The 25,931-nt window shown below is 47.7% G+C and carries 21 protein-coding genes and 2 pseudogenes; 7 read left to right on the plus strand and 16 right to left on the minus strand.

Going from position 1 to position 25,931, the window contains the following annotated elements; all coding sequences use genetic code 11:
- Nucleotides 1-10 precede the first annotated feature (10 nt).
- Both rstB and rstA read right to left on the minus strand, forming a co-directional pair.
- The gene (gene rstB / locus BM191_RS02795; protein WP_092874826.1) at nt 11-1,306 is read right to left on the minus strand and encodes a two-component system sensor histidine kinase RstB; all 1,296 of its coding nucleotides are present in this window, start codon (nt 1,304-1,306) and stop codon (nt 11-13) included.
- Nucleotides 1,303-2,031 (minus strand): two-component system response regulator RstA, encoded by a 729-nt coding sequence (rstA, locus tag BM191_RS02800; protein ID WP_092874829.1) that lies wholly within the window; start codon nt 2,029-2,031, stop codon nt 1,303-1,305. The genes rstB and rstA overlap by 4 nt, the downstream gene beginning before the upstream one ends.
- A gap of 225 nt (nt 2,032-2,256) precedes the next feature.
- On the opposite strand from rstA, the gene BM191_RS02805 reads away from it, so the two are divergent.
- Nucleotides 2,257-2,667: a hypothetical protein gene (locus tag BM191_RS02805; RefSeq protein ID WP_092874832.1), complete on the plus strand. Its 411-nt coding sequence runs from the start codon at nt 2,257-2,259 to the stop codon at nt 2,665-2,667.
- Between the two features lie 34 nt (nt 2,668-2,701).
- On the opposite strand, the pseudogene BM191_RS02810 reads toward BM191_RS02805, so the two are convergent.
- Both BM191_RS02810 and ydgH read right to left on the minus strand, forming a co-directional pair.
- A pseudogene (locus tag BM191_RS02810) lies at nt 2,702-2,943 on the minus strand (hypothetical protein); the annotation flags it as partial.
- 262 nt (nt 2,944-3,205) lie between these two features.
- The gene (ydgH, locus tag BM191_RS02815) at nt 3,206-4,162 is read right to left on the minus strand and encodes a DUF1471 family protein YdgH (protein WP_092874838.1); all 957 of its coding nucleotides are present in this window, start codon (nt 4,160-4,162) and stop codon (nt 3,206-3,208) included.
- Nucleotides 4,163-4,675: 513 nt separating this feature from the next.
- Between ydgH and pntA the strand changes: the two genes are divergently transcribed.
- Complete coding sequence (gene pntA, locus BM191_RS02820; RefSeq protein WP_092874841.1) at nt 4,676-6,211, plus strand: Re/Si-specific NAD(P)(+) transhydrogenase subunit alpha; 1,536 nt, start codon at nt 4,676-4,678, stop codon at nt 6,209-6,211.
- 10 nt (nt 6,212-6,221) lie between these two features.
- Entirely contained in the window at nt 6,222-7,610 is a 1,389-nt protein-coding gene (gene pntB, locus BM191_RS02825; protein WP_092874844.1) for a Re/Si-specific NAD(P)(+) transhydrogenase subunit beta, read from the plus strand.
- Nucleotides 7,611-7,693: 83 nt separating this feature from the next.
- On the opposite strand, the gene uspE is transcribed toward pntB, so the two are convergent.
- On the minus strand, nt 7,694-8,641 hold the full coding sequence (gene uspE, locus BM191_RS02830) for a universal stress protein UspE (protein ID WP_092874846.1): 948 nt from the start codon (nt 8,639-8,641) through the stop codon (nt 7,694-7,696).
- Between the two features lie 160 nt (nt 8,642-8,801).
- Nucleotides 8,802-9,554, minus strand: coding sequence for an FNR family transcription factor (locus tag BM191_RS02835; protein WP_092874849.1), 753 nt, complete (start codon nt 9,552-9,554; stop codon nt 8,802-8,804).
- A 380-nt stretch (nt 9,555-9,934) separates the two neighbouring features.
- Here BM191_RS02835 and BM191_RS02840 point away from each other — a divergent pair.
- Nucleotides 9,935-10,456: pseudogene (locus tag BM191_RS02840) on the plus strand (Smr/MutS family protein).
- Here BM191_RS02840 and BM191_RS02845 read toward each other — a convergent pair.
- Complete coding sequence (locus BM191_RS02845; protein ID WP_092874852.1) at nt 10,453-11,376, minus strand: LysR substrate-binding domain-containing protein; 924 nt, start codon at nt 11,374-11,376, stop codon at nt 10,453-10,455. The pseudogene BM191_RS02840 and the gene BM191_RS02845 overlap by 4 nt on opposite strands.
- Before the next feature lie 538 nt (nt 11,377-11,914).
- Nucleotides 11,915-12,349: a DoxX family protein gene (locus tag BM191_RS02850; RefSeq protein WP_092874855.1), complete on the minus strand. Its 435-nt coding sequence runs from the start codon at nt 12,347-12,349 to the stop codon at nt 11,915-11,917.
- A gap of 649 nt (nt 12,350-12,998) precedes the next feature.
- Here BM191_RS02850 and BM191_RS02855 point away from each other — a divergent pair.
- On the plus strand, nt 12,999-14,663 hold the full coding sequence (locus tag BM191_RS02855; RefSeq protein ID WP_092874858.1) for a methyl-accepting chemotaxis protein: 1,665 nt from the start codon (nt 12,999-13,001) through the stop codon (nt 14,661-14,663).
- A gap of 218 nt (nt 14,664-14,881) precedes the next feature.
- Here BM191_RS02855 and BM191_RS02860 read toward each other — a convergent pair whose 3' ends face one another.
- The 5 genes from BM191_RS02860 to BM191_RS02880 all read right to left on the minus strand — a co-directional run bounded on the left by BM191_RS02860 (nt 14,882) and on the right by BM191_RS02880 (nt 20,193).
- Nucleotides 14,882-16,006 carry a Csu type fimbrial protein gene (locus BM191_RS02860; protein ID WP_092874861.1) on the minus strand — a complete coding sequence of 375 codons (1,125 nt, stop codon included), beginning with the start codon at nt 16,004-16,006 and terminating at the stop codon, nt 14,882-14,884.
- Nucleotides 15,994-18,333, minus strand: a complete 2,340-nt coding sequence (locus tag BM191_RS02865) for a fimbria/pilus outer membrane usher protein (RefSeq protein WP_177203277.1) — start codon at nt 18,331-18,333, stop codon at nt 15,994-15,996. Before BM191_RS02865 ends, BM191_RS02860 begins: the two co-directional genes overlap by 13 nt.
- A 9-nt stretch (nt 18,334-18,342) precedes the next feature.
- Nucleotides 18,343-19,095: a fimbrial biogenesis chaperone gene (locus BM191_RS02870; RefSeq protein ID WP_092874867.1), complete on the minus strand. Its 753-nt coding sequence runs from the start codon at nt 19,093-19,095 to the stop codon at nt 18,343-18,345.
- 11 nt (nt 19,096-19,106) lie between these two features.
- Complete coding sequence (locus BM191_RS02875) at nt 19,107-19,514, minus strand: spore coat protein U domain-containing protein (RefSeq protein WP_177203278.1); 408 nt, start codon at nt 19,512-19,514, stop codon at nt 19,107-19,109.
- 124 nt (nt 19,515-19,638) lie between these two features.
- Complete coding sequence (locus BM191_RS02880) at nt 19,639-20,193, minus strand: spore coat protein U domain-containing protein (RefSeq protein ID WP_092874873.1); 555 nt, start codon at nt 20,191-20,193, stop codon at nt 19,639-19,641.
- A gap of 827 nt (nt 20,194-21,020) precedes the next feature.
- Between BM191_RS02880 and BM191_RS02885 the strand changes: the two genes are divergently transcribed.
- Entirely contained in the window at nt 21,021-21,287 is a 267-nt protein-coding gene (locus tag BM191_RS02885) for a DUF2534 family protein (protein ID WP_092874876.1), read from the plus strand.
- Nucleotides 21,288-21,350: 63 nt separating this feature from the next.
- Here BM191_RS02885 and BM191_RS02890 read toward each other — a convergent pair whose 3' ends face one another.
- The gene (locus tag BM191_RS02890) at nt 21,351-22,817 is read right to left on the minus strand and encodes a catalase (RefSeq protein WP_092875213.1); all 1,467 of its coding nucleotides are present in this window, start codon (nt 22,815-22,817) and stop codon (nt 21,351-21,353) included.
- 217 nt (nt 22,818-23,034) lie between these two features.
- On the opposite strand from BM191_RS02890, the gene BM191_RS02895 reads away from it, so the two are divergent.
- The gene (locus tag BM191_RS02895; RefSeq protein ID WP_092874879.1) at nt 23,035-23,538 is read left to right on the plus strand and encodes a thioredoxin family protein; all 504 of its coding nucleotides are present in this window, start codon (nt 23,035-23,037) and stop codon (nt 23,536-23,538) included.
- 29 nt (nt 23,539-23,567) lie between these two features.
- Here the strand turns inward: BM191_RS02895 and BM191_RS02900 are convergent, their stop codons facing one another.
- Together BM191_RS02900 and BM191_RS02905 are read right to left on the minus strand one after the other, a co-directional pair.
- The gene (locus tag BM191_RS02900; protein WP_092874882.1) at nt 23,568-24,257 is read right to left on the minus strand and encodes a response regulator; all 690 of its coding nucleotides are present in this window, start codon (nt 24,255-24,257) and stop codon (nt 23,568-23,570) included.
- On the minus strand, nt 24,247-25,866 hold the full coding sequence (locus tag BM191_RS02905; RefSeq protein ID WP_092874885.1) for an ATP-binding protein: 1,620 nt from the start codon (nt 25,864-25,866) through the stop codon (nt 24,247-24,249). The genes BM191_RS02900 and BM191_RS02905 overlap by 11 nt, the downstream gene beginning before the upstream one ends.
- Nucleotides 25,867-25,931 lie beyond the last annotated feature (65 nt).

The raw sequence follows: 25,931 nt of genomic DNA on the forward strand, positions 1-25,931 counted from the left end.
CCGTGATAAATTAATTTTTGGGGTGTGAAGGCATATTGACCGGCCAGCAAAAACGCACGCATGCGCCCCCCAGCGGGCTGCCATCTATAATCACCTGGCCGCCAAAGGCCTGAGCGATTGAGTGTACGATGGCCAGTCCAAGACCACAGCCGCCAGTGGCGCGGTCACGGCTGGGATCGAGGCGAACAAAGGGCTCGAACACGTGCTGACGCGCTTCAGGTGGAATGCCAGGGCCGTCATCTTCAACCTGCAAGATGGCCGTATTAGCATCGAACCAAAGGCTGACTCGTAACTGATAACGGGCGTAGCGTAGCGCGTTGTTAACCAGGTTATCGAGTACGCGCTCCATCAGTCGCAGATCCGCCATACACACGTTATCATGCTGCGGCGCTTCAAGATTGATCTCATTGTCGGGATTGATCAGACGAAAATCGGCCAGTTTATCACTAAGCCAGCTGGCTAAGTCGATGTGCTGTATAGTCAACTCTACGCGCGGGCGGTCTAGCCGCGCGTAGGTCAGCAGCTCTTCGATCAATGCCTCCAGTTGACCAACATCGCGGTTAAGTGCGAGCAGCTCCTTCTCACTGAGATTATCGCTCATTTCCAGCCTGTAACGCAGGCGTACCAGTGGTGTACGTAGCTCATGGGCAATGCCATCGATTAGCTGTTTTTTGCTGCTTACCAGGGTGTTGACGTTATCGGCCATTTGATTAAACGCAACGCCGAGACGCGCCAGGCTGGAGGTGGCGTCGAAATGTATACGCTCATCAAGGTGCCCGTGGCCAAAGCGCTGTGCCGCTTTCTCAAGGCGTAGCAGATCTTTCCAGTGTGGACGCATCCAGATAAACACCGGCAGCGCCAGCGAGACACCGATGAAGAACATCAGGGAGATATCAAAAATGCGCATCTCATGGAGATAAAAAAGGTAGGGGATGGGGCCAACGGCCAGTACGTAGTGGCTGCGGGGAATACGTTGTATAAACGTATATTCATTATCAATCGCTACAATCTCACCGTTACGCAATCGCTTCATGCTGCTGGCGTTGAGCTGATATTTATTGAGCGGCTCAATATGTAATTTAAATGACAGGTTGAAGTCGAGGTTCTCGATGGTTCTATTCCAGTCACGCGGCGGAATTTCCCGCAGCTCGCTGCGCATCAGATAGAGCGAGCTTTTCATCAGATCATCCATTGACTCACGTCCGGCGCGTTCAGCGGTGAATTTATAAACCAGACCAACCAGCATCGTCATGACCAGAAAGCAAACAAACAGCAATAAGTAGAACTGAATGAACAACTTTCTCATGGTGTATCCCACGCGTGGGGGGCGAACAGATAGCCTTTGTTACGAATGGTTTTAATGCGGTAAGGCTCGTTAGCGTTATCGAGCAATTTTTTACGCAGGCGGGATATGGCGACGTCAATGCTGCGATCGAGGCCGTCGTACTCAACACCTCGCAGCGTTCTTAACAGCGCATCCCGATTCAGAATGCTGCCAGCGTGCGTGGCGAGTTCCCACAGCAGGTCAAAATCAGCGGTCGAAAGCTGAATAACTTCATTATTCAATGATACCTGTCTGTTGATCGGATCGATAAACAACGTACCAAAACGCAGCGCTTTCTGACCAGGCGGAGCGGAAGGAGCGTCATCTCCCTGTTGTAACGCGCTGGCGTTACGTAAATGCAGGCGCAGGCGTGCCAGTAAAACTGCGGGTGGGGTGGTTTTCAGAATATAGTCATTAGCTCCCATTTCCAGCGATAAAATGTGATTCATATCACTGTCTAACGAGGTAAGCAGGACGATTGGACCAGACCAGCGGTTCGAGGTATGTAAATCACGACACAGCGTCATACCATCTTTGCCGGGCAGCATGATATCCAGCATTACCAAGTCCGGGTTATGTGTAACGATGGTTTCCTCAGCGCAATCCCCGCGACTTTCAACAATAACATCGATATCGTGGCGACCAAGATAAGCGGCGATTAACTGACCCACATCCGGGTCGTCTTCAACAAAAACAATCTTATTCATATTATCTGACAGACCATAACAGTAACCCAGATTAGCCTGAACCTTAGCCAGGAGCTATCTCCATGGTGAAAAAGGAGTAAGCACGGACAACACTGGCGGCCTGAACGCACTATCCGTGCTAAAAATTTTACGATTTATAGTATACACATGGACAACTATGCCATTATAAATGAACGGAGTCAGCCATGTGGATTGTCGTAGATCAGCCTGCAAAAGGAGAACAAGGTGTCTGACCTAAAGCTGCTTTCGTCCGCCAGCAGGGACCATATCTGCATAAACTACCTCGATTTTCTTGCTGCCTCATGTAAAAAACGCTGGAGCTTTGTTGACGCTATATATGGTGTTATGCCCATTTTCGGCATGGTAACAAAAACGCCGAATAAAAAGGCGAAAGATCGTAAGGACGATCTGCCTGAGCTGGCACTGCAAGTGCTTTCAACCCAAGTCAGCGATGAAATAAATATTGTGCGTTTGATTACGTTGGCCAGACAGTTGCAAATCACCCACTTTGATATTCTGCTCCCTTATACTTTCAGCGAACAGCAGATTAAAATCATCCATGCGGAGTATGGTAAGCCCGTCAGCCTTAAACTACAGGGTGACAAACTGTCGATTATTGTTGCCGATGCCGCTTAACAATATTCTTTGAATCCTGACGTCGTTACTTTTTTCAATCTGATAACGGTGCGGTATAGACAAAAAGCGCAGCCTGGGCTGCAATTCTGTTAAGCAACTGACTGGCCGTTTTCGAAGCTGTCGAATATCTCCAGTGTCTCTCCTGTATTACACTCGGGAAGGCTCTTTCTTTTCTCGTCGGTAACTGTGCCAGTTGTCCCATATTTTCAAAATCACGCATTAGCTCCTGGCTTAGCCTGGAGAAGCACCCTGACGAGTCATAAGCATCCGCATGACTGTGAGACGCTAAGCTGGGTACCGGCTTCGGTCAGACAGCGGAAATCAGTTGCGGATCCTGGGCATTAGCCCATAAAAATCAATGGGTTACGAAGAGTATCGTAAAGAGGTACCAGAATCAAGAGCCTGTGCAGCAGGCATAAAAAATCCGGAAATGAGTGAGTATTTCCGGATTTTTACACATCCACTGGATCAATCAATCGATCCTTAACTGAATGGCATTACAGCCTGGACTGCGGTTTTTAACATCGAGCGCTTGCAATTATTTAAACAGATCGGCGCTGACCGTTAAGTTGCCGCCGCTTTGGTTCTGCCATTGGCGGGTAATATGATAATACTTAGCGCCTTTTTCGATGGCGCGTCTGCCGACCTCTTCAGATATATCAGTTGGCGTACCAAAATGACCGGTAAAGGTCACGCTATCGAAAGGCTGCATCTGTGCGGCGGTGACCGCATTAACTTCCTCGATTGAACGGCCATCAGGTAGCTTAACCGTATAGCGTTTACCGCTAGAGCTTTGGGTTTCAAAGAAGCGACCAACGCTGTTGCTTGGCGTATCTGAACTGGCTACGCCAGGGATAGCAACGCGTTTGGCTGCCGCGCCACCAGCGGCTAGTGCTGCTTTGCCTGCCTGAGAGTCGGCAGGGATCATATCTGACGTATCCTGTGTCAGGCGCTTAGTGGCATCTTTTTTGTAAAGGAAAGCGGTGATGTACTGGTTACCGCCGTTATTGGCATCAACCTGGCGAATGATAAAATAGCCATAAGCGCCTTTGCGGGCAGCGGCACGTGAAATTGCCTCTTCAACGTCTGGCTGACTACGAAAAAAACCGTTTACGCTGACGGTATCATAAGGTTCGAGCGAATAGGCCAAATCTTTTGGATACTGGCGGACGCCATGCATCGTAAGAAAGTGCTTGTCTTTAGTACGCTTTAGCGCATCGGCTTTATAAAGGTCAGCGGTTACGCGCCAGTTGCCGCTATTGCTGTTTAACTCATTGATACCCTGAACGAAGTAAGATGCTGCACCCATTGAGTCAGCACGCCTGGAAATTGCCGCGTTAGCATCACCGATCGAATTAAATTTATCGATAATGGCGATGCGCTCGAATGGTTTCAGGGCAGCAGCTTGTTGCGCAGTCAGTTCTTTCGCTGCATGTGCCGACATGGTTGCCACTGATAACAAGGCAGAGGCCAGAACGGTAATTTTAAGCTTCATAAAAAAGTATCCTTCGCCTAACGCAAAAATAGGAATAAAACGTCTCTGACTTTTGATATGTAACAGAATAGCTGCCGATTATGGCACTAATAATGCACGCTGTCCCAGCCATTTTAGCGGCGAAAATGGTGATTATGCTGGTTTAGATGATGCCGGAGCGTAGGGGCTACCAGCAGCCTGATTATCATTATCGTCATGGTGGGCGCCGTAATGATGATAAATGCGCATTCAAGTAATTGTTATGTTTATGTTTTGTTATTAACCTGGTACCGACGTTAAATAATTGCTTAGCACAAAATGATGTAATGATGGCAAGTAATAGGTCGAATTGTCGTGGTTACCTGGTTTATTTGTATTTTTACAGTGAAACGCTGTTTCAATCTTGTCGAAGAGAAAAATGTAAGACATATTTCCAGCAGATTATGAAGAGCATCACACAATTTCGTGCCGGTATAACGTTGAGGTGCTGAGCCTTGTATAGCGGATTACCTTCCATCTGAATAAGGGAAGAATATGATAATCGGAGTACCTAAAGAGCGTTGGCCCGACGAACGCCGTGTCGCAGCCACGCCCAAAACGGTGGCGCAATTAATTCAGCTCGGTTTTCAGGTTGTTATTGAGAAACAAGCCGGTTTGGCCGCCAGCTTTGATGACCTTGCCTATCAGCAGGCGGGCGCCGAAATCGGCGAGGCAGAGCAAGCCTGGCAGGCAGATATCGTATTTAAAGTGAATGCCCCTGAAGATGATGAAGTGTCACTGCTACGTCCCGGAGCAACCCTGATTAGCTTTATCTGGCCTGCGCAAAATCCACAGCTGCTGGAGAAATTACAGGCGCAAAAGGTTAACGTTATGGCTATGGATTCCGTGCCGCGTATTTCACGGGCACAGTCTCTTGATGCGTTGAGCTCAATGGCGAATATTGCGGGTTACCGCGCTATCGTCGAAGCCGCCCACGAATTCGGTCGTTTCTTCACCGGCCAGATCACTGCAGCGGGTAAAGTACCGCCAGCCAAAGTGATGGTTATTGGCGCCGGCGTTGCTGGACTTGCTGCGATTGGTGCGGCTGGCAGCCTCGGTGCAATTGTACGAGCTTTCGACACCCGACCTGAAGTGAAAGAGCAGGTTCAGAGTATGGGTGCAGAGTTTCTTGAGCTGGATTTTAAGGAAGAAGCAGGCAGTGGCGACGGTTATGCTAAGCAGATGTCGGAAGCCTTTATTGCTGCGGAGATGGCACTGTTCTCAGCCCAGGCGAAAGAGGTTGATATCATTGTTACTACGGCCCTTATTCCTGGTAAGCCTGCGCCTGAATTAATCACTGCTGAGATGGTTAAAAACATGAAACCCGGCAGCGTAGTGGTTGATTTGGCAGCGCAAACCGGCGGAAACTGTGAATTAACCGTTGCGGGGCAGGTGACGATAACGGATAACGGCGTGAAGATCATCGGCTACACCGATTTACCCTCCCGGCTTCCGACGCAATCCTCACAGCTTTACGGCACAAACCTTGTTAATCTGATGAAGCTGTTGTGCAAAGAAAAAGATGGCGCTATCGATATAGATTTCGACGACGTTGTGATCCGCGGGGTAACCGTCATGCGTGACGGAGAGCTTTGCTGGCCAGCGCCACCGATACAGGTATCCGCCGCGCCCAAAACCGCTACGCCTGCACAACAACCCGCACCCCGAGTGGTTGAAAAAGCGCCTGTCCGCTCGTGGCCTAAATATTTGCTGCTCGCAGTTGCCATTATTTTATTTGGCTGGCTGGCGAACGTCGCCCCGGCGGAATTCCTGTCACATTTTACGGTTTTCGCGCTCTCCTGCGTAGTAGGTTACTACGTCGTATGGAACGTCAGTCATGCGTTGCACACACCGCTAATGGCAGTAACCAATGCTATCTCCGGTATTATTGTTGTCGGCGCACTGTTGCAGATCGGCCATGGTGGCTGGGTAACCCTGCTGGCTTTTATCGCGGTACTTATCGCCAGTATCAATATTTTTGGTGGCTTTACCGTGACTCAGCGCATGCTGAAAATGTTTCGTAAAAACTAAGGGGTAGTCAATGTCTGGTGGATTAGTAACTGCAGCATACATTGTTGCCGCAATTTTGTTTATTCTCAGCCTGGCCGGGCTGTCAAAGCATGAGACATCGAAGCAGGGGAATATTTTCGGTATCAGCGGCATGGCTATTGCGTTGATCGCAACCATTCTGGGGCCGGATACGGCTAACGTTGGATGGTTGTTGATAGCGATGGTAATGGGAGGGGCGATAGGTATTCATCTGGCACGCAAAGTTGAAATGACAGAAATGCCTGAACTTGTGGCTATTCTGCATAGTTTCGTTGGTCTGGCAGCGGTGCTGGTCGGATACAACAGCTATATTGATCATGCACCAGGACTGCCGACAATCATGGAAAACATTCATCTGACTGAAGTATTTATAGGGATATTTATTGGCGCAGTGACCTTTACCGGTTCTGTTGTGGCATTTGGAAAATTGCGCGGTAAGATTCCGTCCCGTCCGTTAATGTTGCCGCACCGCCACCGCCTCAATCTGCTGGCACTGGTGGTTACAGCGATACTGCTTATTGTCTTTGTGCGTACAGAAAGCGGCGGGATGCAGGCTTTCGCCCTGACGCTAATGACACTGATTGCGCTTGTTTTCGGCTGGCACCTGGTTGCTTCAATCGGTGGTGCAGACATGCCGGTTGTTGTTTCTATGCTTAATTCCTATTCAGGTTGGGCGGCTGCTGCTGCTGGCTTTATGCTGAGTAACGACCTGCTGATTGTCACCGGTGCGCTGGTTGGCTCTTCCGGAGCCATTCTCTCTTACATTATGTGTAAGGCGATGAATCGTTCTTTTGTCAGCGTTATCGCTGGTGGCTTTGGTACCGATAGCACCGGCAGTGACGAAACAGATGAAGTTGGCGAGTATCGGGAAATTACTGCTCAGGAGACAGCCGAGCTATTAAAAAACTCTGATTCGGTCATTATCACTCCGGGATACGGTATGGCCGTAGCGCAGGCACAGTATCCGGTGGCTGAAATTACAGAAAAGCTGCGTTCACGGGGAATTAAAGTTCGCTTTGGTATTCACCCGGTTGCCGGGCGTCTGCCGGGCCATATGAATGTATTACTTGCAGAAGCCAAAGTACCTTATGATGTTGTGCTGGAGATGGACGAGCTCAACGATGACTTTTCCGATACAGATACCGTACTGGTTATTGGCGCTAACGATACTGTTAACCCGGCGGCACAAGAAGATCCACGCAGTCCTATCGCCGGAATGCCGGTGCTGGAAGTATGGAAGGCGCGGGACGTTGTGGTGTTTAAACGCTCGATGAATACGGGCTACGCCGGGGTACAAAATCCCTTGTTTTTCAGAGAGAACACGCAGATGCTCTTTGGCGACGCTAAAGTTACCGTGGATGCCATTTTGAAAGCCTTGTGAGGCAAAGCAAGCCACGCTTATATTAGAAACAAAGCCCGTCATATCAGCCGGGCTTTATACGTTTTAATCCAGAGTACTCTTTTCTAATCTTCATCGCTGTTAGGGTCTACTGGGCTGACGAACCCATCAGGCTTGATGGCGAGCAAATCGCAACGCAGATGGTCAATAACCTGCTCGGCGGTGTTACCGAGAAAGGCCGCTGAAATACCGGTACGTCCGATGGTGCCGAGTACCACCACGCCAACGTTAAGATGCTCTGCAATATTGGGAATAACCTCTTCTGGCAATCCTTTTTCAACATGCGTCATTTTTTCATCGATGCTGAAGTGCTGCCGCAGCGCTTTCATCCCGATCAAATGCTGCCTGCGGATAGCATCGTTATAGACGCTGGGATCGAAATCGGGAAGCTCGATGGCAATATTTATTGGCGTAACGGGATAGGCATTGACCAGATGAACCTCAGTATGGTTAACCAGCCGCGCCAGTTCAGTGGTTTCCCACACCAGCTTTTTGTTCAGCTCGTGATGATAAGGTTCCTCGCTGCTTAGATTTACAGCTACCAGCGCTTTGGCTGATTCCGGCCACGGCTGGTCTTTCACCATCCAAACCGGACAGGGGCATTTGCGTAAAAGATGCCAGTCGGTAGGCGTAAACATGACTGCCTGTAACCGATCATGCTGGTGAGTCATTTTCAGTACCAGGTCGTGGCCTGCTTCCATCACCTCGCGGATGATAGCTTCATAGGGGCGGTTATGCCACATCACCTTGATATCAATATCAACACCAGCAGCCAGATAGGCGCTGGCCTGCTCACGAATCCATTCGGTACGCTGACTGATAGCGTCCTTGCGCATGCTAATTCGCTCGTTCGGTGATAGCAGGGTGGTCATCTCGTAAGAGAAATCATAAATAGGCAGGAACGCCTTAATTTTCCCACCGAGACGCTGGTTTAAATAAACCGCACGGCGCAGAGCCGGCTGGTCATCCTGCATAGGATCAATCGCAACAAGGATGTTTTGATACTTAATCATATTCAGCTCTCCATAAAACTGAAGTTTCAGATTTAAAGATAGCCGATTAATGTGCAGGGAAGAAGCGGAGAAGTTACTGGCCTGGCGATTATCTGACGTGCAACAGACACGGGAAAAAAGGGGCGTTCGCCGCTGGTTGCGACGAATCTTATAAGGACGTTCAGACTGTGCAGCGCACCTGTCCGGCCAATTGCGCCAGCATTTCCTGATCCATGATAGTGATGTATTTACCTTTGACTTCCAGCAGGCCATTTTTCTGAAAGCGTCCTAGCAGACGACTGATGGTTTCAACCGTGAGGCCAAGATAATTACCGATATCGCCGCGCGTCATGGTAAGGCGAAACTCGCGCAGGGAAAAGCCCCGTTGACCAAAACGCTGAGACAAGCCGTAGATAAACGCGGCCAGACGTTCTTCAGCATTCTTTTTTGAAAGCAGTAAAATCATATCCTGATCGCCTTTGATCTCACCGCTCATCAGACGCATGATTTGCTGGCGTAGATTCGGCATTTTACCGGAAAGGTCGTCCAGCGTTTCGAAGGGTATTTCACACACCATTGCCGTTTCCAGCGCCTGAGCAAAGCTGGGATGCTGGTGAGCGCTTATCGCATCGAATCCCACGAGATCACCAGCCAGATGGAATCCCGTAATCTGTTCATCTCCCTGCTCGGTGATGGTATAGCTTTTAATAGTTCCGGAGCGGATAGCATACAATGACTTCAGCTCGTCACCGGCTTTAAACAACGTCTGGCCTTTTTGAATTGGCTTTTTACGCTCGATGATATTATCGAGCTGATCCAATTCATGATTATTGAGTGTGAAGGGGATGCAGAGCTGGCTGATACTGCAATCCTGACAGTGGATCGCACAACCGCCAGATTGAATTCGACGAATAATTCTCTTTTCCGCAATCATTATCAGGCTCCAACAATATATTGACTAAAGTCAATTTTAACATTTTTTTTGCCGGAAAGAATTGGTTGAATCGGTTAAACAGGTAAAAAAAAGGATGAAAAACGGACATTAACCTCCGCAGTCTTGATTTATATCAATCTAATATGATCTTTTCTGTGCTGTTTACGCTGAGTATCCTTTTTCCATGTGTTGGTTTTAGATGGATGAAAGTGATCGTGGTGATCGGGAGGTGTTAAGTATTCTCTGGCAAACAACTCAGACGGTTATCGGTCGAGAGAAGGCCGCCAGGCCTATCACTGCTGGCATCTTGATTACTCGTTACCCCTGCCAGGGGAAGCTGAATAACGGATCTAGACGATAAAAAACTGTTTACCAACGCAATGAGTGACGTTACACCGCTCAAGGATTAGAACCGCATGAACTGGGTCAAAACATCGGTTGCCAGGGTGAAACGAGACCTTCAGAACCAGCTGCAGCGAGATAATTTTCTGCAACGCGGTTATCTGGAAATTATCCCTTGTTCTGTCCCGCTGGAAGACAAAGCCGAAGGGATACAGCATGGGATGTTGAATAAATTGCGACTGGGAAATTATCCACTGGATGACAGTCTGAATCTTCTGCGTCAACTGGTGGAAAACTACCGCCAGTCGTTGTGGCGTTTTATATGTCAGGCATAAAAAGATAGCCTTCGTAATATGTAGATCATTCATGGTAGAGGTCGGGACAATGAAGCTCATACCAATATCGTGCGCAGTTACCTGGCTCAATGGCTGCAACAATTTAACGTGGTTCAGGCTTATTGTACTTATCACGGCGATGCCAGTGCCTGCGATGTGGACTTGCGTAAAAGTGCGAAGGCGCGCGAGGAGAGCCGTGAGCGGCATGCCAAACACAGACGTTAGCCGCCGTGTGATTTACGAATGGAAGCGAGCATAACTTCCCCCTCAGCGCTAAGTGGGTGACCCGTGCGGGTAATGATGCCGACCGGCTCTCCTGGCCCGCGAGAAGCGATGGGAAGCGCCGCCAGAGCGTTATGTGCCAGATCCTCTTTGATAGCACCTGAGGGAACAAACCAGACGTAGCCATAGCGCAGCGCCAGCTGTCGGGCCAGTGAAGTCGCCGACGTTTCAACCAGAGTCTCAGGCAGGCGACAGCCTTGTTCTTGTAACATGATATCGGCAATGCGCCTGGGGGCCGTTCCTTCCGGTGAAATCACCACGGGCCAGTTCAAGGCCCGGAATAAGGTGACGCTGTCACTTAAAAGCGGGTGGTCGGGACGTACAACCAATTGTAGTGATTCAAGAAATAACAGTTCATAAGACAGTCCCACCATAAGCTCCGGTGCCGCCATGCGCCCGATACCAACGTCAAATTCGCTAGCTCTTAGTCCGGCAAGCAGCACATTATTATGAAGCGTGGCGACCTGCACCAACGTATTAGGCTGCTGCTGGTGGAAGTGGTTTAGAATTGAGGGCAACATCCCCAGCGCGGCTGTCGTCAGCACGCCGAGGCGTAGCACGGTCGATTCTTCGTTAACGCCCATACTAAATGATTGTCCGGCGTGATTCAGAGCGTCGAGCACGCGCACCGCATGAGGAAGAAATTGTTTGCCCATCGCGGTCAGCCGTGCACCAAGTCGTCCGCGCTCCAGCAGGCTGGCGCCAGTTAATGCTTCCAGCTCGTTCAGTGTTTTGGATAGTGCAGGCTGACTGAGATTTAAGGTTTCTGCGGCACGACCTAAGGTTCCCTGCTGCGCAACGGCGACAAAGGTGTACAGATGACGCAGGCGAATACGCTGATGAAAAAGGTAATTTTTATCCATAACCCACAGTAATGAAATCGCGCCGCTGGCGGCAAGATGTTTCGCTTTATAACATTAACTTAATCGAAATATATAATTAACATTAAGCTTTATTGCACGTTATATCACCACCTTATCAGGGCTTAAACCTCACGGGATTAACGTGCCGCAGGAGTGCCGGAACTTCACTTTAGCTTAAGTGCGGGACACTGCTGCGTTGGATCGCTGGGTTTAATGACAGGGTGTTGACGACAACAGGTTGGGGATCTGCACAGGCTCGTGGTTAAGCACCCTGGAGCGATCTCTGATGGTCGCGCTAAGATTTGGGATAGGCTGCGCGGAGAGTGGTTCGATTCGCTTCATTGGCGTGAGCAATCAACGGCTGGCGGAGGAAACCATCGGTGCTCGCCGCACAGCGCCATCTGATAGCTGCATGTCAGCGTGCCGTAGTTGTTATGCCCGGCCAGCTAAATCCCAGAATAAACAGTTGTGCTTACGCGGTGGAGAGCAGAGCGTATGTACCCTTCGAAAATGCCGGGCGCTGTCACCCGGCAGCGGATCACTGTAAACGCGTATTGCGTATTAACGTATATTTTCCTGGGCCCAGCAGCATAATCAGAATACCGCCCATGAAATAGAGCATTTCAGTCTCCAGCGCCCACGCTCCAACGTCGGTGCGCTGTGTCCACTCTCCCATACCGACCAGCAGCACCGCGACCGCCAGATTTATCGCAATGACTAAACCTGCAGGGCGCGTCAGAAAACCGATAATAACCATTACGGGCGCAACAACTTCGCCAATGTATGCGCCATAAGCAATAAACGAAGGTAAGCCCTGCGCGGCGAGCATTCCGCCTATCCATCCCACGCCATGTTGAATTTTATAGATACCGTGGAATAACAGTAAAATACCGATAGTCAGGCGCAGTAAAAGTTTACCTAAATCAGGATGATCGCCAAGACGGTTCAAAGAGCTGTTAATTGTAGAAAACATAAAACAATCCTCATTAATAATTTTACACTATTGAATCTAGTGGAAAATACGCCGCCGTGTAACTCAATTTCACTGAATATCTTTTTCAGAAAAATAAGCTGGTTTTTCAGCAAAGGCTGTAAAAACGTCACCGTAAATGTGGAGGCTTGCAGCCTACACGAAATAATCTGCTGTAATCGATAGAGAACCGTACTGATAGGGGCCGGCACAATAGTGCCGCACGTAGCCTGCGGGTTTTCGACTGGCGGCTGGCTTTTTACGTCGTGCTATACCTTTTCCATCGAAGCTAATGTCGGCTGGCTGCTCAGGCACGGGGCAGACACTACGCAACGACTGCGGGTATCACAGTGGGACACCGATTCATGCTACGTCACAAGCAAGTTTTTTCCTGTAAATGTGTGGCCATCTGCATAATTATCGCTGAGCGTTACTGTGCGTTAAAGGTCATTCATATCATTATTCAGTCTTGAGCATTAGAAAAAAAACTTATCAATCAATTATGTGGTTAATGCGAGCCTTGATTTGAAGATGTTTCTCATCGTTAAAAACTATCCAGAATTTTCATACTGTTTTTATCCGAATTGCCGATATATGTCCTCAAGGTCTTAATCACAAGCTGACATCACATTGTCTTAAGGACGGTAATGCCATGAGAATACTTAAAAACTTCACTATCCGTAGCGTCATGCTGTGGGTGCTCGGTCTGTTTTGTTTACTTTTGTGTGGGGTGGGTTTTTACAGTGTGAATGCGCTTAACGCCATGAGCGCCGGTAATAGTCTCGATCGTCAGTTGGTTGCGCAAATGACAACGCTCAGCCGGGGTAACGATCAATATTTTCGTTTTATCACAAGGCTTTATCGGGTTGTTGACGTGCGGGAAAAAGGTAGCGCACCCTCCGTGGAAAGTGTTAATGCCGCGCAAAGCGCGCTGGATGGCATGATACAGCGACTGAATGAGTTCAAATCACAGTCGGCTTCATCACTGAATACAAAACTCTCACGGTCGGTTATTGAACGCTGGGAGGTGCTGTTAAATAAGGGCATTCTGCCGCAAATGCGCTTTGCTCAGCAGGCAGATCTGACGGCCTATTACCGACAGGCCAATGGCGTTACACCGGCTCTGAGTCGTGATTTCGGTGCCGAGATTGAAAAATTTAACAAGGCCACCGGCATAGCGCTGGAAAAAACGCGGATAGATGTCGACAGGGGGATTTATTTCACTAAGGCGGTGCTGATGTTTGGTGGTGTCGTTGGTGTACTCATTCTGATTTTTACCGACCGCTACCTGGTAATCATTTTGGTACGTCCTCTGAAAAGGATCCGTCGTCAGTTTACCTCGATTGCTGAGGGGGATTTAACCCAGCCAATCGAAGATTTTGGCCGTAACTGCGTCGGTAAACTGGTGCCATTATTAAGAACCATGCAGCAGAGTCTGGGTCAGGCAGTAGGAACCATCCGTACCGCCAGCGACAGCATATATCATGATGCGCGCAGCATCTCCAGTGGAAACCTCGACCTCTCCTCACGTACCGAACAGCAGGCGGCGGCGCTGGAAGAGACTGCCGCCAGCATGGAACAGCTAACGGCAACAGTGAAGTTTAATGCGGAAAATGCCCGCCAGGCCAGCGAGCTGGCCGATACCGCCTCGGTAACAGCCAGTAAAGGCGGGCAGTTAGTTCAGAACGTAGTGGTCACAATGGAAGGGATTGCTGGCAGCGCTCACAAGATTGCGGATATCACCAATGTCATCAACAGTATCGCCTTTCAGACCAACATCCTGGCGCTGAATGCGGCGGTAGAGGCGGCCAGGGCGGGTGAGCAAGGGCGTGGATTTGCCGTAGTTGCAAGCGAAGTGCGTAACCTTGCTCAACGCAGCGCCAATGCTGCGAAAGAGATAGGCTCGTTAATCGCCGATTCGGTCTCCAGAGTGGACAATGGCAACCGGCTGGTTAATGATGCCGGTGTCGTGATGGAGGAGATGTTAACGGCCGTTAGCGCGGTTACCGATATCATGAAGCAAATTGCTGCCGCCTCGGAAGAGCAAAGCAAAGGTATTGGTCAGGTTGGACAGGCCGTAAATGAGATGGATGAGGTCACGCAGCAAAATGCGTCGCTGGTCTCTGAAATGGCTTCTGCGACAAATGCGCTGGAGCAGCAGACCGTCAACCTGACACAATCGGTCGCGCGTTTCCAGCTTAACAATGACGAAAAAACACTATTAACAGCCAATATTCCCCCGCAGGGACGGGATAATTCAGTGTCCAATGCGGCTTCAAAGACAGGCAGAACTCCAGATGAGTGGGTGTCGTTCTGATAAAGTCGGGCTGACGAGATAGGCGGAGATTGGCAGCGTAGCGGTATCACACCTGTTACGGGTTAAGCAATATTTTCTTGCTGGTATGCTCGCAACTTAATTTCGACGCGTTCATTTACGGCATTAAAAATATGTATGGATACAATTGCCTTAAAAAATCATGCCCGCATTGCGCGGGCATGTCATTCATTTAACAGTAGCTTGGCAGTACGGGGAAGTTAATAGCTAACAGTTAGCGTTTCCGTATCCTGATAGGTACCTGCGGGCAAATTTGCCTGCAAAGGATCGGTAGCATAATAAATATCATGTTTTTGCAGGAGGCCTGATCCGGTGAATTTTTGTGTGTTCCATAGCGCGGTGTGAGTGGAATTGCTGTAAATCTGATAACGCAGCATATCGCTGTTAGTATCAGACTTCATCTGATGCCAACCCGCAATGTCGTTAGCACCGGCAAAGCTCATCGTATAGGGAGTAGTATTGGTGCAGGTTACGGTAATGGTCTGTTCCGAGCTAAGCTGACTGGATAAATTACCGCTCATGGAGACATCCGGCGCGCTGTCTATCCGGCAATCCGGTTCCAACGTCGCGGTCAGGTAGATAGTCGGGTTATCCTCTCCAGAAAAATCCACTGCTGATGGGAATACGGACCAGTCACCTTTTCCTGTTCCTACATTCCCGTTGATCGTTGCCGTGATCTTGTCAGTATATTTACCAGGCGCAGGGGGCGCGTTAGCAATAGCTAAGGGATCAGTCACAAAATGCACCGCAATCATGTTCCTATAAGGTCCTGCATAGCCCCACAAATCGGCACACCAAGGTTCACCTTTGCCATCATGACATTTATCGCCATATTTTTTGTCCTTTGGATTCATGTCTATAAACATCAACGAACTCAGCGATACTTTGGAACTTCCCCCCCCCCATTTGTAAGTTCGTTTATCATATATTGAAGATAAGCAAAGTTGTGTTGCATTCCGCCTGCCCAGGCAAAGTTTAATCGGCAAGAGGTTGTTACTGAGTGACGTCGTTGGAGGACTCAGAGACAGTGTTGTAGTATTTGGGGTTGATTGGGTATCTATTACTAAGCCAACCTCCTGACCAGAGGTTGATGTATCGTCCGGTGCCGTGTCACACCAGACTTGAACCGGCTGCTGATATACTTGCTTGGTAGTGGTTAAATCCAGCGGGGAGATCGCACCGCCGCCATTCATATCTATCCTTGAATCCTGCCAGTTAAAGTCGCATATCTCTTTCCAGGAGAGGGTATGTGCATTACTGGCACTAACGAACAACAGCGGGCACAAGACACATAAGCACGATAAGTTAATAGTTAGTTTTTGCATAGTACCGGTTCGATTCCTGTATCATGTTTAGTGGAAAGCGTAAAACTGCACAGAGTCTTGCCGTTGTTTTTCAGTGTATAGCGTTGATTTATCGCATTATTCGACAGTGCGGCCATATTGCCATAGGCCAGATGGGTGATCACCCGCCCTTTGCTATCAACAATTGGCTCGCCGGCAAAGAGTGAAACGCTTTTGCCCGCATCAACGCGAATAAGCTGCTGTTCAGACAGATTGTTGAACCGGAACCTGACTTCGTAACCAGCCTCTTCAGGTACAAAGAATCCATGTTTGACGCCGGTTGCCACCTCATTTGCGGGCAAATGGGTCGGGTCAATAGCGACGTCATCTTTTTCATATGGCACAACGTCACTGACAAAACCGACGCCGTTGCTGCTGGTCTTACCTTCCAGGGTGCCATTATAGTAATAGGGCACGCCGCCGACGCCGTCGGTATCCACCTTGATAAAGGCATCACCCAGTTCACGAGAGAAAAACAAACTTTTGTCCATATACACCATACTGCCCTGAACGCCCAACCAGGGGGTGAAGCTACGACCGTAGCCGTAAGCGCCGCCACTATAGGTAGCGTGTGCCGTTTTCCAGTTGGCAGAAAAGTCGGTGTAGCCAGGATAGAGATAATCATTTTCTAGGCTGGTGTTGGCGCTCCAGTCCAGCCCCAGATCGCTGCCGGATTGATGAGAAATATTGAGCAAGGTACTGCTCTCATCACCTGACGAGGTTTGCTCCTGAACGCCCACCGTGGTTTTACCACCGAAAGGCAGTGTAATACCGAACATCACGTCATTACTGTTCGTCTGGGAAAAGTCACGACTGTAGGACAGTGTGAAGGTTAACAACCGGTCATATACGGTGCTGTAGGACAGGTTAGCAAGCGTATCCGAACCACCATCTTCGCTGTGAAAATGCATCAACCCAACGCCCAACGTTCCGACGGCGTCCGGTAGCGTTTGTGAGTAAAATATCTGATCTGATGATATCGGGTCAGAATAGAACGCATCATAATCACTCAAATCCAGATAATGGTTACTGGACTGAACGTGACTGAATGTGATACTTGCCCGACGAAAAGACTGGGTATAACTGATGTACCCACTGGCGCCTTTCTCGGCTTCGCGGGCCTCGCTGCCGCTGGCCATTATATCGAAACGCCCCCATCGGCCGGTATTGTATTGTATTCCGCCGCCCAACAATGCCATGCGTCTCGCGGCTTCAGCGTGTGAGAGGGTGGTAACAGCGTCGGAGAGGCCATAGCGCCAGGTACCGCTGGCAGCGGCATTTTTATATTCATTGTCGGGAGTACCGTAATTATAACGTAGCAGCCCTAACGACATATTGAAATCACTTAATCCCGGCTTAAGCATATCCTGCTGGACATTATAAGGAATTGTGCTGGCAACCTGCCTTCCATTTTGATCGGTCGTTACCACCGTCATGGTGCCATCGCCGTTGATAAAGGGAATATTGTTGATGACATAAGGGCCGGGACTGACTTTTGTTTGATCAGTTTTGGAGCCGTTCACATAAAAGTCCAGAGTCGAAGGGAGTGCCGCAGTACCGCTAAGTTTCAGCGTTGGATAGGTGACAATATCCGGTCTGAGACTAAAATCACGGCGAAACTGGATCCCCCCCATGTACACACCGCTAAAACCCCCACTGTTGTCCGTGGTGATATCACCCAGCAAAAGCTTGTCGGCTTTACGACGATTATTAATGACCAGAGTAGTATTCAGGCGCTGGGCTTGGGTAAAAACCTCGCCCTGATTACGTAGATAAGTATAATCGCCGGACAAGTCAAGGTAACCAAAGTGGTTGTAATAAATACCGTCCAGCCAGCCAGACAGATAGGCGCTATGTGCGTATTTTTCGGCATAGATATTGTAATTCAGCAGGGCGCCTGGCGTCACATCATCGTTATAGAAGGCCGATGTCCAACGATCGGGGATGGTCACTTTCTGATCGGGTAACCAGTCTGCCGGAATGGTTATCAGGAGTTCATTTTTATCGGCATCATACTTTTCTTGTAAATGGGGAATTTCTGCCGGATTAAAAAAACCACCACGCCCGATCTTGACTGTTGCTGGTAAGTGAAGCATAGCCAGCAGATTTTCTGGTAAATAGATTTTGCCGTTTTTCACGGTTGCCTGGTAAGGTGCAGGAAATACATGGCCATTCTCAACCAGCGTAAGCAGATAGCGATTCGAACTCTGAGTGGTTTCAGGCTCGATAGTATTAATATAGGTTGCCGCATGACTCGCATAAATCGGACAAGAAAAGAGAAGAAAAGCTAATTTTTTTTGATTCAACATGACCATCAATCACTCTTTTCTAAAACTTTCTTCGCCAGACTGAGCTGGGTTAATGATTAACCCGGTCACTTTTTTTTGTGTTGGTCCGGGTACAGATAAAGGCAGAGTGACATTCGCTCCTGATAGTACGTAAGTCACGGGTATATTTTTTTTAAAACAAATTTCAGCCCCACAACGCAAAGCGACCGATATAATCTTCAGGTGAGTCTTACTGAAATTTTGAATTTGTAAATTTCCGCCTTTGACGGACCACTGAATATGATGTTTTTCACCTGGAAAACCATCGATATTAGGTAAGTCGTTTTTATTGATTCCTTTTTGATAAACAAAGAAGGGCAGCACGTACTGCATGCGTATATCAACTGCGCTATCATTCAATTTGAGCGGTTTCAAATTGAGTTGGGGAAGCTGATCAATAACAATACGATAAGCGTCTTCATTTCTGCCGTTCGTATTTTCGCCATAAATGCGAAAAGGTAATTCCTGTCCAGGTCCAAGGTTCACAAATGTCGGTAATGAATAAATTGTGTTCTGATCGCTGTAGATATTTTGATTATTCTGTTGTTGCCATTTAAGTATGCGAACTTGCAGGCTTACGCTGTCCTTACCAACATTACGCAGCCAAACGGTGGGGATTGTGGTTTGCGTACTCCAGGAAACGGTGACTGGCCAGATTTCAAGATCAGCGCTCGCGAAACAACGACAGGAAATGAAAAGTAAACAACAAAGCTGAATCGCCTTAATTAAATATTTAGTCGACATTTTTAAAACTCTTAATAAGAAACAATAATGGTATCGGTATCAGAATAATTCCCAGGGTGTAATGATGTTTTAGGCTGAGGCACTTTTATCATCATATTGATTACTTCGGGTGACGCATTCGAAGTGAAAGGTATAGGATTGTTCCACAATATATTTTTCCCGGAATCCACATAATAAATTTGGTATGGGATCAGCACACCATTCTTATCGTTTAATGCCAGATTTCTGTCTCCGGATTTATCCGCATGTTCACCATCATCGATACTTATTTCGGCTGTCATTCCCGGGGTGCAAGATAGCTGAAATTGCCTAACTGTTGACACGCCATTTCCACCAGGCAACAGTTCCGGGAGTTGCACATGAATTGGTTTCGTGTAATTTTTGAAGATGCATCCATTGACGACAGTTGCCTTTACCATAAATGTTTTAGTTGTTGAATGAGCGTAGGCATAACATGTGGGTACGAGTGCGCTAAGAAGTGATACCACGACAGCGAACTTATCTATAGCTATCTTCATTTATTCTGTCGCTCTAATATTATTGCTACCAGCTTAAGGTGGCCTCAATCGTATCTTTGTACGCTCCGACGGCGGTTTTGGGTAGAATATTCGTCGTGGCGTAAATTTCATAATCACCGTTGGCCGGTGGGCTAACAGGTTGATTTGGCGCGATGTTTCCTTCATCACCATTTGGACCTGCGGCTAGGGTATAGGATTGTTTGTCTCCCTTTGAATCTTCCATATAGCGGTTGTCTCCACTGCCATATTTTCCGCCATCAAGTTTCAGCGATGGTGTCGCGCTTGCAGTACATTGGATATCTATATCATTAGAAGCATGATCAGTACCAAGATCCATATTGTTGAAATTCAGGCTCGTCCATTCGCTATCATCTGCCAAATGTTGTTGATCGGATGATGACGAACTAATTGGCTGGACGATACAACCTGGGGTTATAGTCAAGTTGATATCAATTTTCCCTTTTACATTCGCAGAATTGTCTGCTATTGCAGTGGCAGGTGTCGCGCTAGCAAACACTGGAACCAGCGTTAAGCCACCAATCAAAGGTAATACAAATTTTTTATAAGATAAGTATTTCATAACGTATTTTCCTTAAACATTCCTGACAATTGCTTAATATTCTTATCAAAAAAATAAAAAGAGTTAAATAATTTACAAATTGTAATTTAGCAATTTAATAAATGTACAACGTTTAACTTTTTGACTGCATAAAGGCAATGTGTACTTTATCTAATTTTAATTTTCTCCGTGACGTTATCAATAATGGCAATATTATCGTTTCATGCCATTTTTATCGTCAACCTCTATTTATTCACTACTTGTAAAGATATTGAAATACACTTTACTAAATTGATCGAATCAATCGATAATTATCATTGATTCGTTTGTAACCCACTGATTATTCAATTTGATAATAGCCAATACTAGGCTATATATTAAATATTTCTTATATATTTGAACTGACTATCAGCTAAATCGCGTTGATTTTTGTCCCATCCGTTGATGTATCATTTAGTGATTGCATGGCTAACTATTTTAATTAAAATTAAATCATCTGATGAAGACTGGCTATCAATGTATCTCCAGCAGACTAAGTTTTTTCTGCTTAATAATTCGAAACGAAGCGTGATCAGCGTTTCTTAAGCTGATAACAGTTATCATGGATGTTAATTTTCTATAAAATAAATATTAAATATTTTATTGAGTGATTCACTTTAAGCGCTTAATTCCAGCAAAAATGCTGCAATGTGACACCCCTCGACAGATTATTTCAGTGGCTTTCAAATGTGATTTGTGTAGAACTCTTGCAAATTTTTAACCCCTAATCCTGTTCTACAGGTAACTGACATTGGATTGACGGCGATCATGACGTAAGATTAGCCTCTTCATACCATAAGGAGTATGTAATGAAGCCTCTGTTTCCGCTCTCGCGTCAGGCAAAAAAATTTGTTTTTGCGGTTGTTGTCCTGGCGATACTGGTCAGTGTAGTAATGGGAAAAGCTATAATAGGTGGTGTGATTGATGAGTACCATTTGCCATTCAGCCAGTGGCCAGTTCAGTTATATGTTACCGAAGTCTCAATGATTGTCTTGTACAGTCTGGTGTTTACCCTGATGCTCTCAGTACCGCTCTGGTACTTTTTTCTCGGCGAGAAAGAAAACCAGCAATCCTGATGAAAAAACGCCCCCTGGTTGGGGGCGCTGAAGACATTAATATTGCAATTGGCTGAGACGTGACTATTTGCCAGCCTGCCCGGCTTTAACTTTCTCCTCTATGCGCTGGCCGATGACAGCATCTATATGTCGCCAGTATTCGAAAGCGCGTGATAGGACAGGTTCGCTGACACCTGCCAGCAGATGACCCGCTACATTACTTACCAGCCTGTCGCGAGCGGCCTGATCCATGACTTTATTGATGAGTGCATTAGCCTGGCCATAATCGTCATCGTCTTTACGCAAGGTATAGGATGCGCGCACCATCTCACCACTGGCAGACCAGGCTGAATCAGTCGGGTAGCGTTCACCGTCAGCTTTGGGGCCGCCTTTTGAATTAGGGGCGTAAACCGGATCTGATACCTTATTGATGCGCATTGCGCCGTCTTTGCTGTAGCTGTTCACCGGGGAGTGTGGCGCATTGACCGGGATCTGTTTGTAGTTAACGCCAAGACGGGCACGATGTGCGTCAGCATAGGCGAAGATACGCCCTATCAGCATTTTATCCGGACTCAGGCCGATGCCTGGCACCAAATTATTTGGTTCAAAAGCCGCCTGTTCGATTTCTGCGTGGTTATCGGCGGGATTGCGATCGAGTACCAGCTTGCCCACCTTGATCAACGGATAGTCAGCGTGGGGCCAGACTTTCGTTAAATCAAAAGGGTTATAGCGATAAGACTCCGCCTCAGCGAACGGCATGATCTGCATGAAAAGTGTCCAGCTGGGGAAGTTCCCCTGTTTTATCGCATCAAAAAGGTCGCGCGTGTGATAATCGCCGTCTATTCCGGCTAGTGCGTCACCATCTTGCTGTGTCAGGCATTCCACACCCAAGTCGCTTTTAAAATGGTATTTCACCCAGAATTTCTCACCTTTGGCATTCACCCATAAATAGGTATGGCTGGAATAACCGTTCATTTTACGCCAGCTCTTAGGAATACCGCGATCTCCCATCAGCCAGGTGACCTGATGGGCCGACTCGGGCGACAACGTCCAAAAGTCCCACTGCATATCGTGGTCACGCAGATTATTATCGGCACGGCGTTTTTGCGATCGAATAAAGTGCTGAAATTTCATCGGGTCGCGGATAAAAAACATCGGGGTGTTATTCCCTACCATGTCGTAATTACCCTCACTGGTATAAAACTTGATAGCAAATCCACGTGGGTCACGCCAGGTATCGGGGCTGCCGCGCTCGCCAGCAACGGTAGAAAAACGCATTACGACATCGGTTTTTACGCCGGGCTGGAACAGTGCAGCTTTCGTGTATTTGCTGACGTCTTCGGTCACCTGAAAATAGCCGAATGCGCCGCTGCCTTTGGCGTGGGGCTGACGTTCAGGAATGCGCTCACGATTAAAGTTGGCCATTTGTTCGATCAGGTAATGATCATGCAACAGAATCGGCCCGTCCGGGCCAATGGTGAGCGAGTTATCGTCGCTGGCTACCGGAATGCCAGCATCCGTGGTTGTTGGGTTGGTTTTATCATTTCTCATCATTGCATCTCCAGCATCATTATAATAACTCCGTTTTCTAGCGTAGTTCAGCACAACAGACTCTGCTGAGAGTTTCCCCTCAATTATGTAAGGTTAAATTACTGCGTAAGGTATTAATTCACATTAATAGCGCTTTCAATGTCGTCAGGAGGATTGACGATGGTATGTTGAGAGCGACATACTCAAACGCAGAAACAGGTCCGGATCAGGTAACATTATGAATGATTTTCAGTCGCTATTGGCGGCAGGACGTGATTATAAAAATTATGCGCAGGATGGCTCAGTGCAGGAGATTAACGCCACCCACCTTTATGAACAAAAGCTGAATGCCGACTCGCTATCGTTTTCTTTACAGCAAAGGCTGGCCTCGGTTAAGGGACATTACAGTCTCTTAGTTGCTGCGGAAATGTGGTGCCCGGACTGTCAGCGTAACCTCAGCGCGATGAATTTGCTGTGTCAGATGCAGCCGCGAATTGATATGAGAATTATCAGTAAAGCGCGAGCAGAAAGGGCGTTGAAAGCGCTTATGGGCGTTGAGCGCATAGCCATTCCCTGCGTAGCGGTACTTGATGCGCAGCAGCATCTAATAGGTCAGTTTATCGAGCAGCCGCAAAATGTCATCAATGGTGATGAAGCGACGCGTGAGGCTTATGAGCGCGGTGAATTGCTGTCAGATACCATTAACGAACTGCTACACATTATTATGTTTGCCGAACGTTAACGCTATCGGGCTGCTGCTGTGTATGCCGCTCAACTCAACCAGCGATAAACACGCCGTGGTTGACCTACTTTGCCGTACTGTTTTTCAGCGGATAACAACTTGTTATCAACCGCATATTCAAGATAGCGCCTGATAGTGGTTTTGCTTAAGCCGCTTACCTGCATAATTTCATCAATAGAGTAGGTTTCTTCTGGCGACTGCTGGAAGGGGGCGATCACGCGCTGCAGTGTATTTTCTTCAATGCCCTTATTTTCCCTGTCGCCCTGAAAGTTACTGTATTGCAGAGAGTAAAGGGTATCGACACACTGCTGATCGACCACTTTCCATAGCCGCTGCTGTCCATAAAACTGTATAAACCGTTTAAACGTATGGTTTAGTCGTTTCCAGGATATTGGTTTGAGAATGTAATCGAACGCACCGCCCTGAATGGCCTGACTGCAAGTATCCATATCCGTAGCGGCAGTAATGAAAATAACGGAGCAGTTATAACGCTTAAATTCAGGCTGACTCAACAGAGTAATGCCCTGGCCATCGGGCAAATAGTTATCCAGCAGGATCAACGTAGGTTTATGAGCAGCGATCATTTCGTTGGCCTGCTTAAGCGACGAAGCGCAGCCAACCAGACGCATCGTGGGGGTGCTGCGGATCAGCTCTTCGTAAAGCCGTTGAAGGTTGCTTTCATCTTCAACAATCAGTACATCGATAACTTCAGACTGCATTACATTTCTCCTCGCTTAATCCTACCGTACTGGCCGGAATGTAAAGCGAAAAAATGGTGCCATTCGGCACGTTATCAGTAACTTCAATCACACCGCCCACACGTTTTATATAAGTACTGATCAGGTGCAAACCCAAACCGTGGTCACCTTCGGTTTTGCTGGTAATACCCGGTTCGAACAGGGTACTTTTCAGCGAATCGGCAATGCCAATGCCCTGATCGGCCACTTCGATTAAAATTTCCTCTGCATTTTGTCTGATGAGAATTTCAATCGGCATTTGCGGGGAGGGGGCTCGCAGTGTCGCCTCGATCGCATTATCCAGCACGTTGCCAATGACAGAAATAAATTCAGAATCAGACAGCGATTCAGGCATGGTTTTTAACCAACAGCCGGCATCAAATAACAATATGATCCCCTTTTCACATGCGCGTGAGTATTTCCCTAACAGCAGGCCGCAAATCAACGGTGAACAAAATCGTGTGGAAATGAAGTCGAGTACCTGCTGTGTGTGCTGTGATTGCGCTTGAATAAAGCTTAGCGCTTCATCAACGTGTCCTAAACTCAGTAATCCGGTCAGTGTTGACAGCTGATTGCGATATTCATGACGAACGATACGCAGATCGTTGATATGACTTTTTACCTGACTGAGCTGATCGTTAAGCGAGCTAATATCATTGCTGTCTCGAAAGCTGATTACCCATCCCTGAAGCTTATTTTCCAGCATAATCCGCACACGATTAGCGATGACCGTAAGCTTATTAAATACCGCCACCTCATCATGGGTATCCTGATTTAACATGACCTGCGGCTCAAAAAAAGTGATGGGGTGAATCACTGAGGTTATCGGCTTGCCACGCAACAAGCGATTTTTTTGGGGCAGATTCAACCAGACTTTAGCCGCACGGTTGATAAGCTGGATGCGTCCACAATCATCAATCACAATGACGCCTTCATACATAGCTTCCATCATCGCTTTTTGCTGCCTGACCAGTACGCCAATTTCACGAGGTTCAAGGAAAAAAATTTGCTTTTTAATGTGGCGGGTGAAACACCAGCTGAACAGATACAGGCAGCAAAGCAGTAACAACAGTGAGAGCGAAATGTGAACAATATTCTGTGCCGAGGCATCATTAAGGTAGCTTTTCAGATAGCCAACAGAGACGATGCCAATAACTCGCCCCTGGTAGAGTACGGGGACTTTGCTGCGGAGTGACATGCCAAGTGTGCCGTGGCGTACCGTAGTGATCTGATAGCCTTCCAGCACGCGGGCATTATCGTTTCCTACCAGGGGCGTGCCAATCAGCTTTTCATCACGCGAATGATAAAGGTGCTTGGCATGTGCGTCGCCAACGACAATGAAACTGGCATCACTGCTGGCAGCGAGGGGTGAGAGCAGACGTTTTATTGCAGTAGTATCGCGGTTCAAGATATCTCGTTTTAATGCAGAGAGTTGCGCTATGTATTCTGCCTCTTTGTGCGTTCGGATTGCTGTATCTTTGTAAAGTTTGTCATTTAATCTGGTGTATTGCCAGACACCCTGCGTGATGAAAATGGCGGTATTGAATATAGCCAGATAAAGGAAGAGTTTAGTCTGAAATCTTAGCTTCATTATTGTTTTTATTGAGTTGAATTCAATTTCTTAAGCGAATTTTACCTTAAAAAAAAATAAAAAAA

Origin of the sequence: Izhakiella capsodis (assembly GCF_900115045.1) — a bacterium.
GTDB lineage: Bacteria > Pseudomonadota > Gammaproteobacteria > Enterobacterales > Enterobacteriaceae > Izhakiella > Izhakiella capsodis.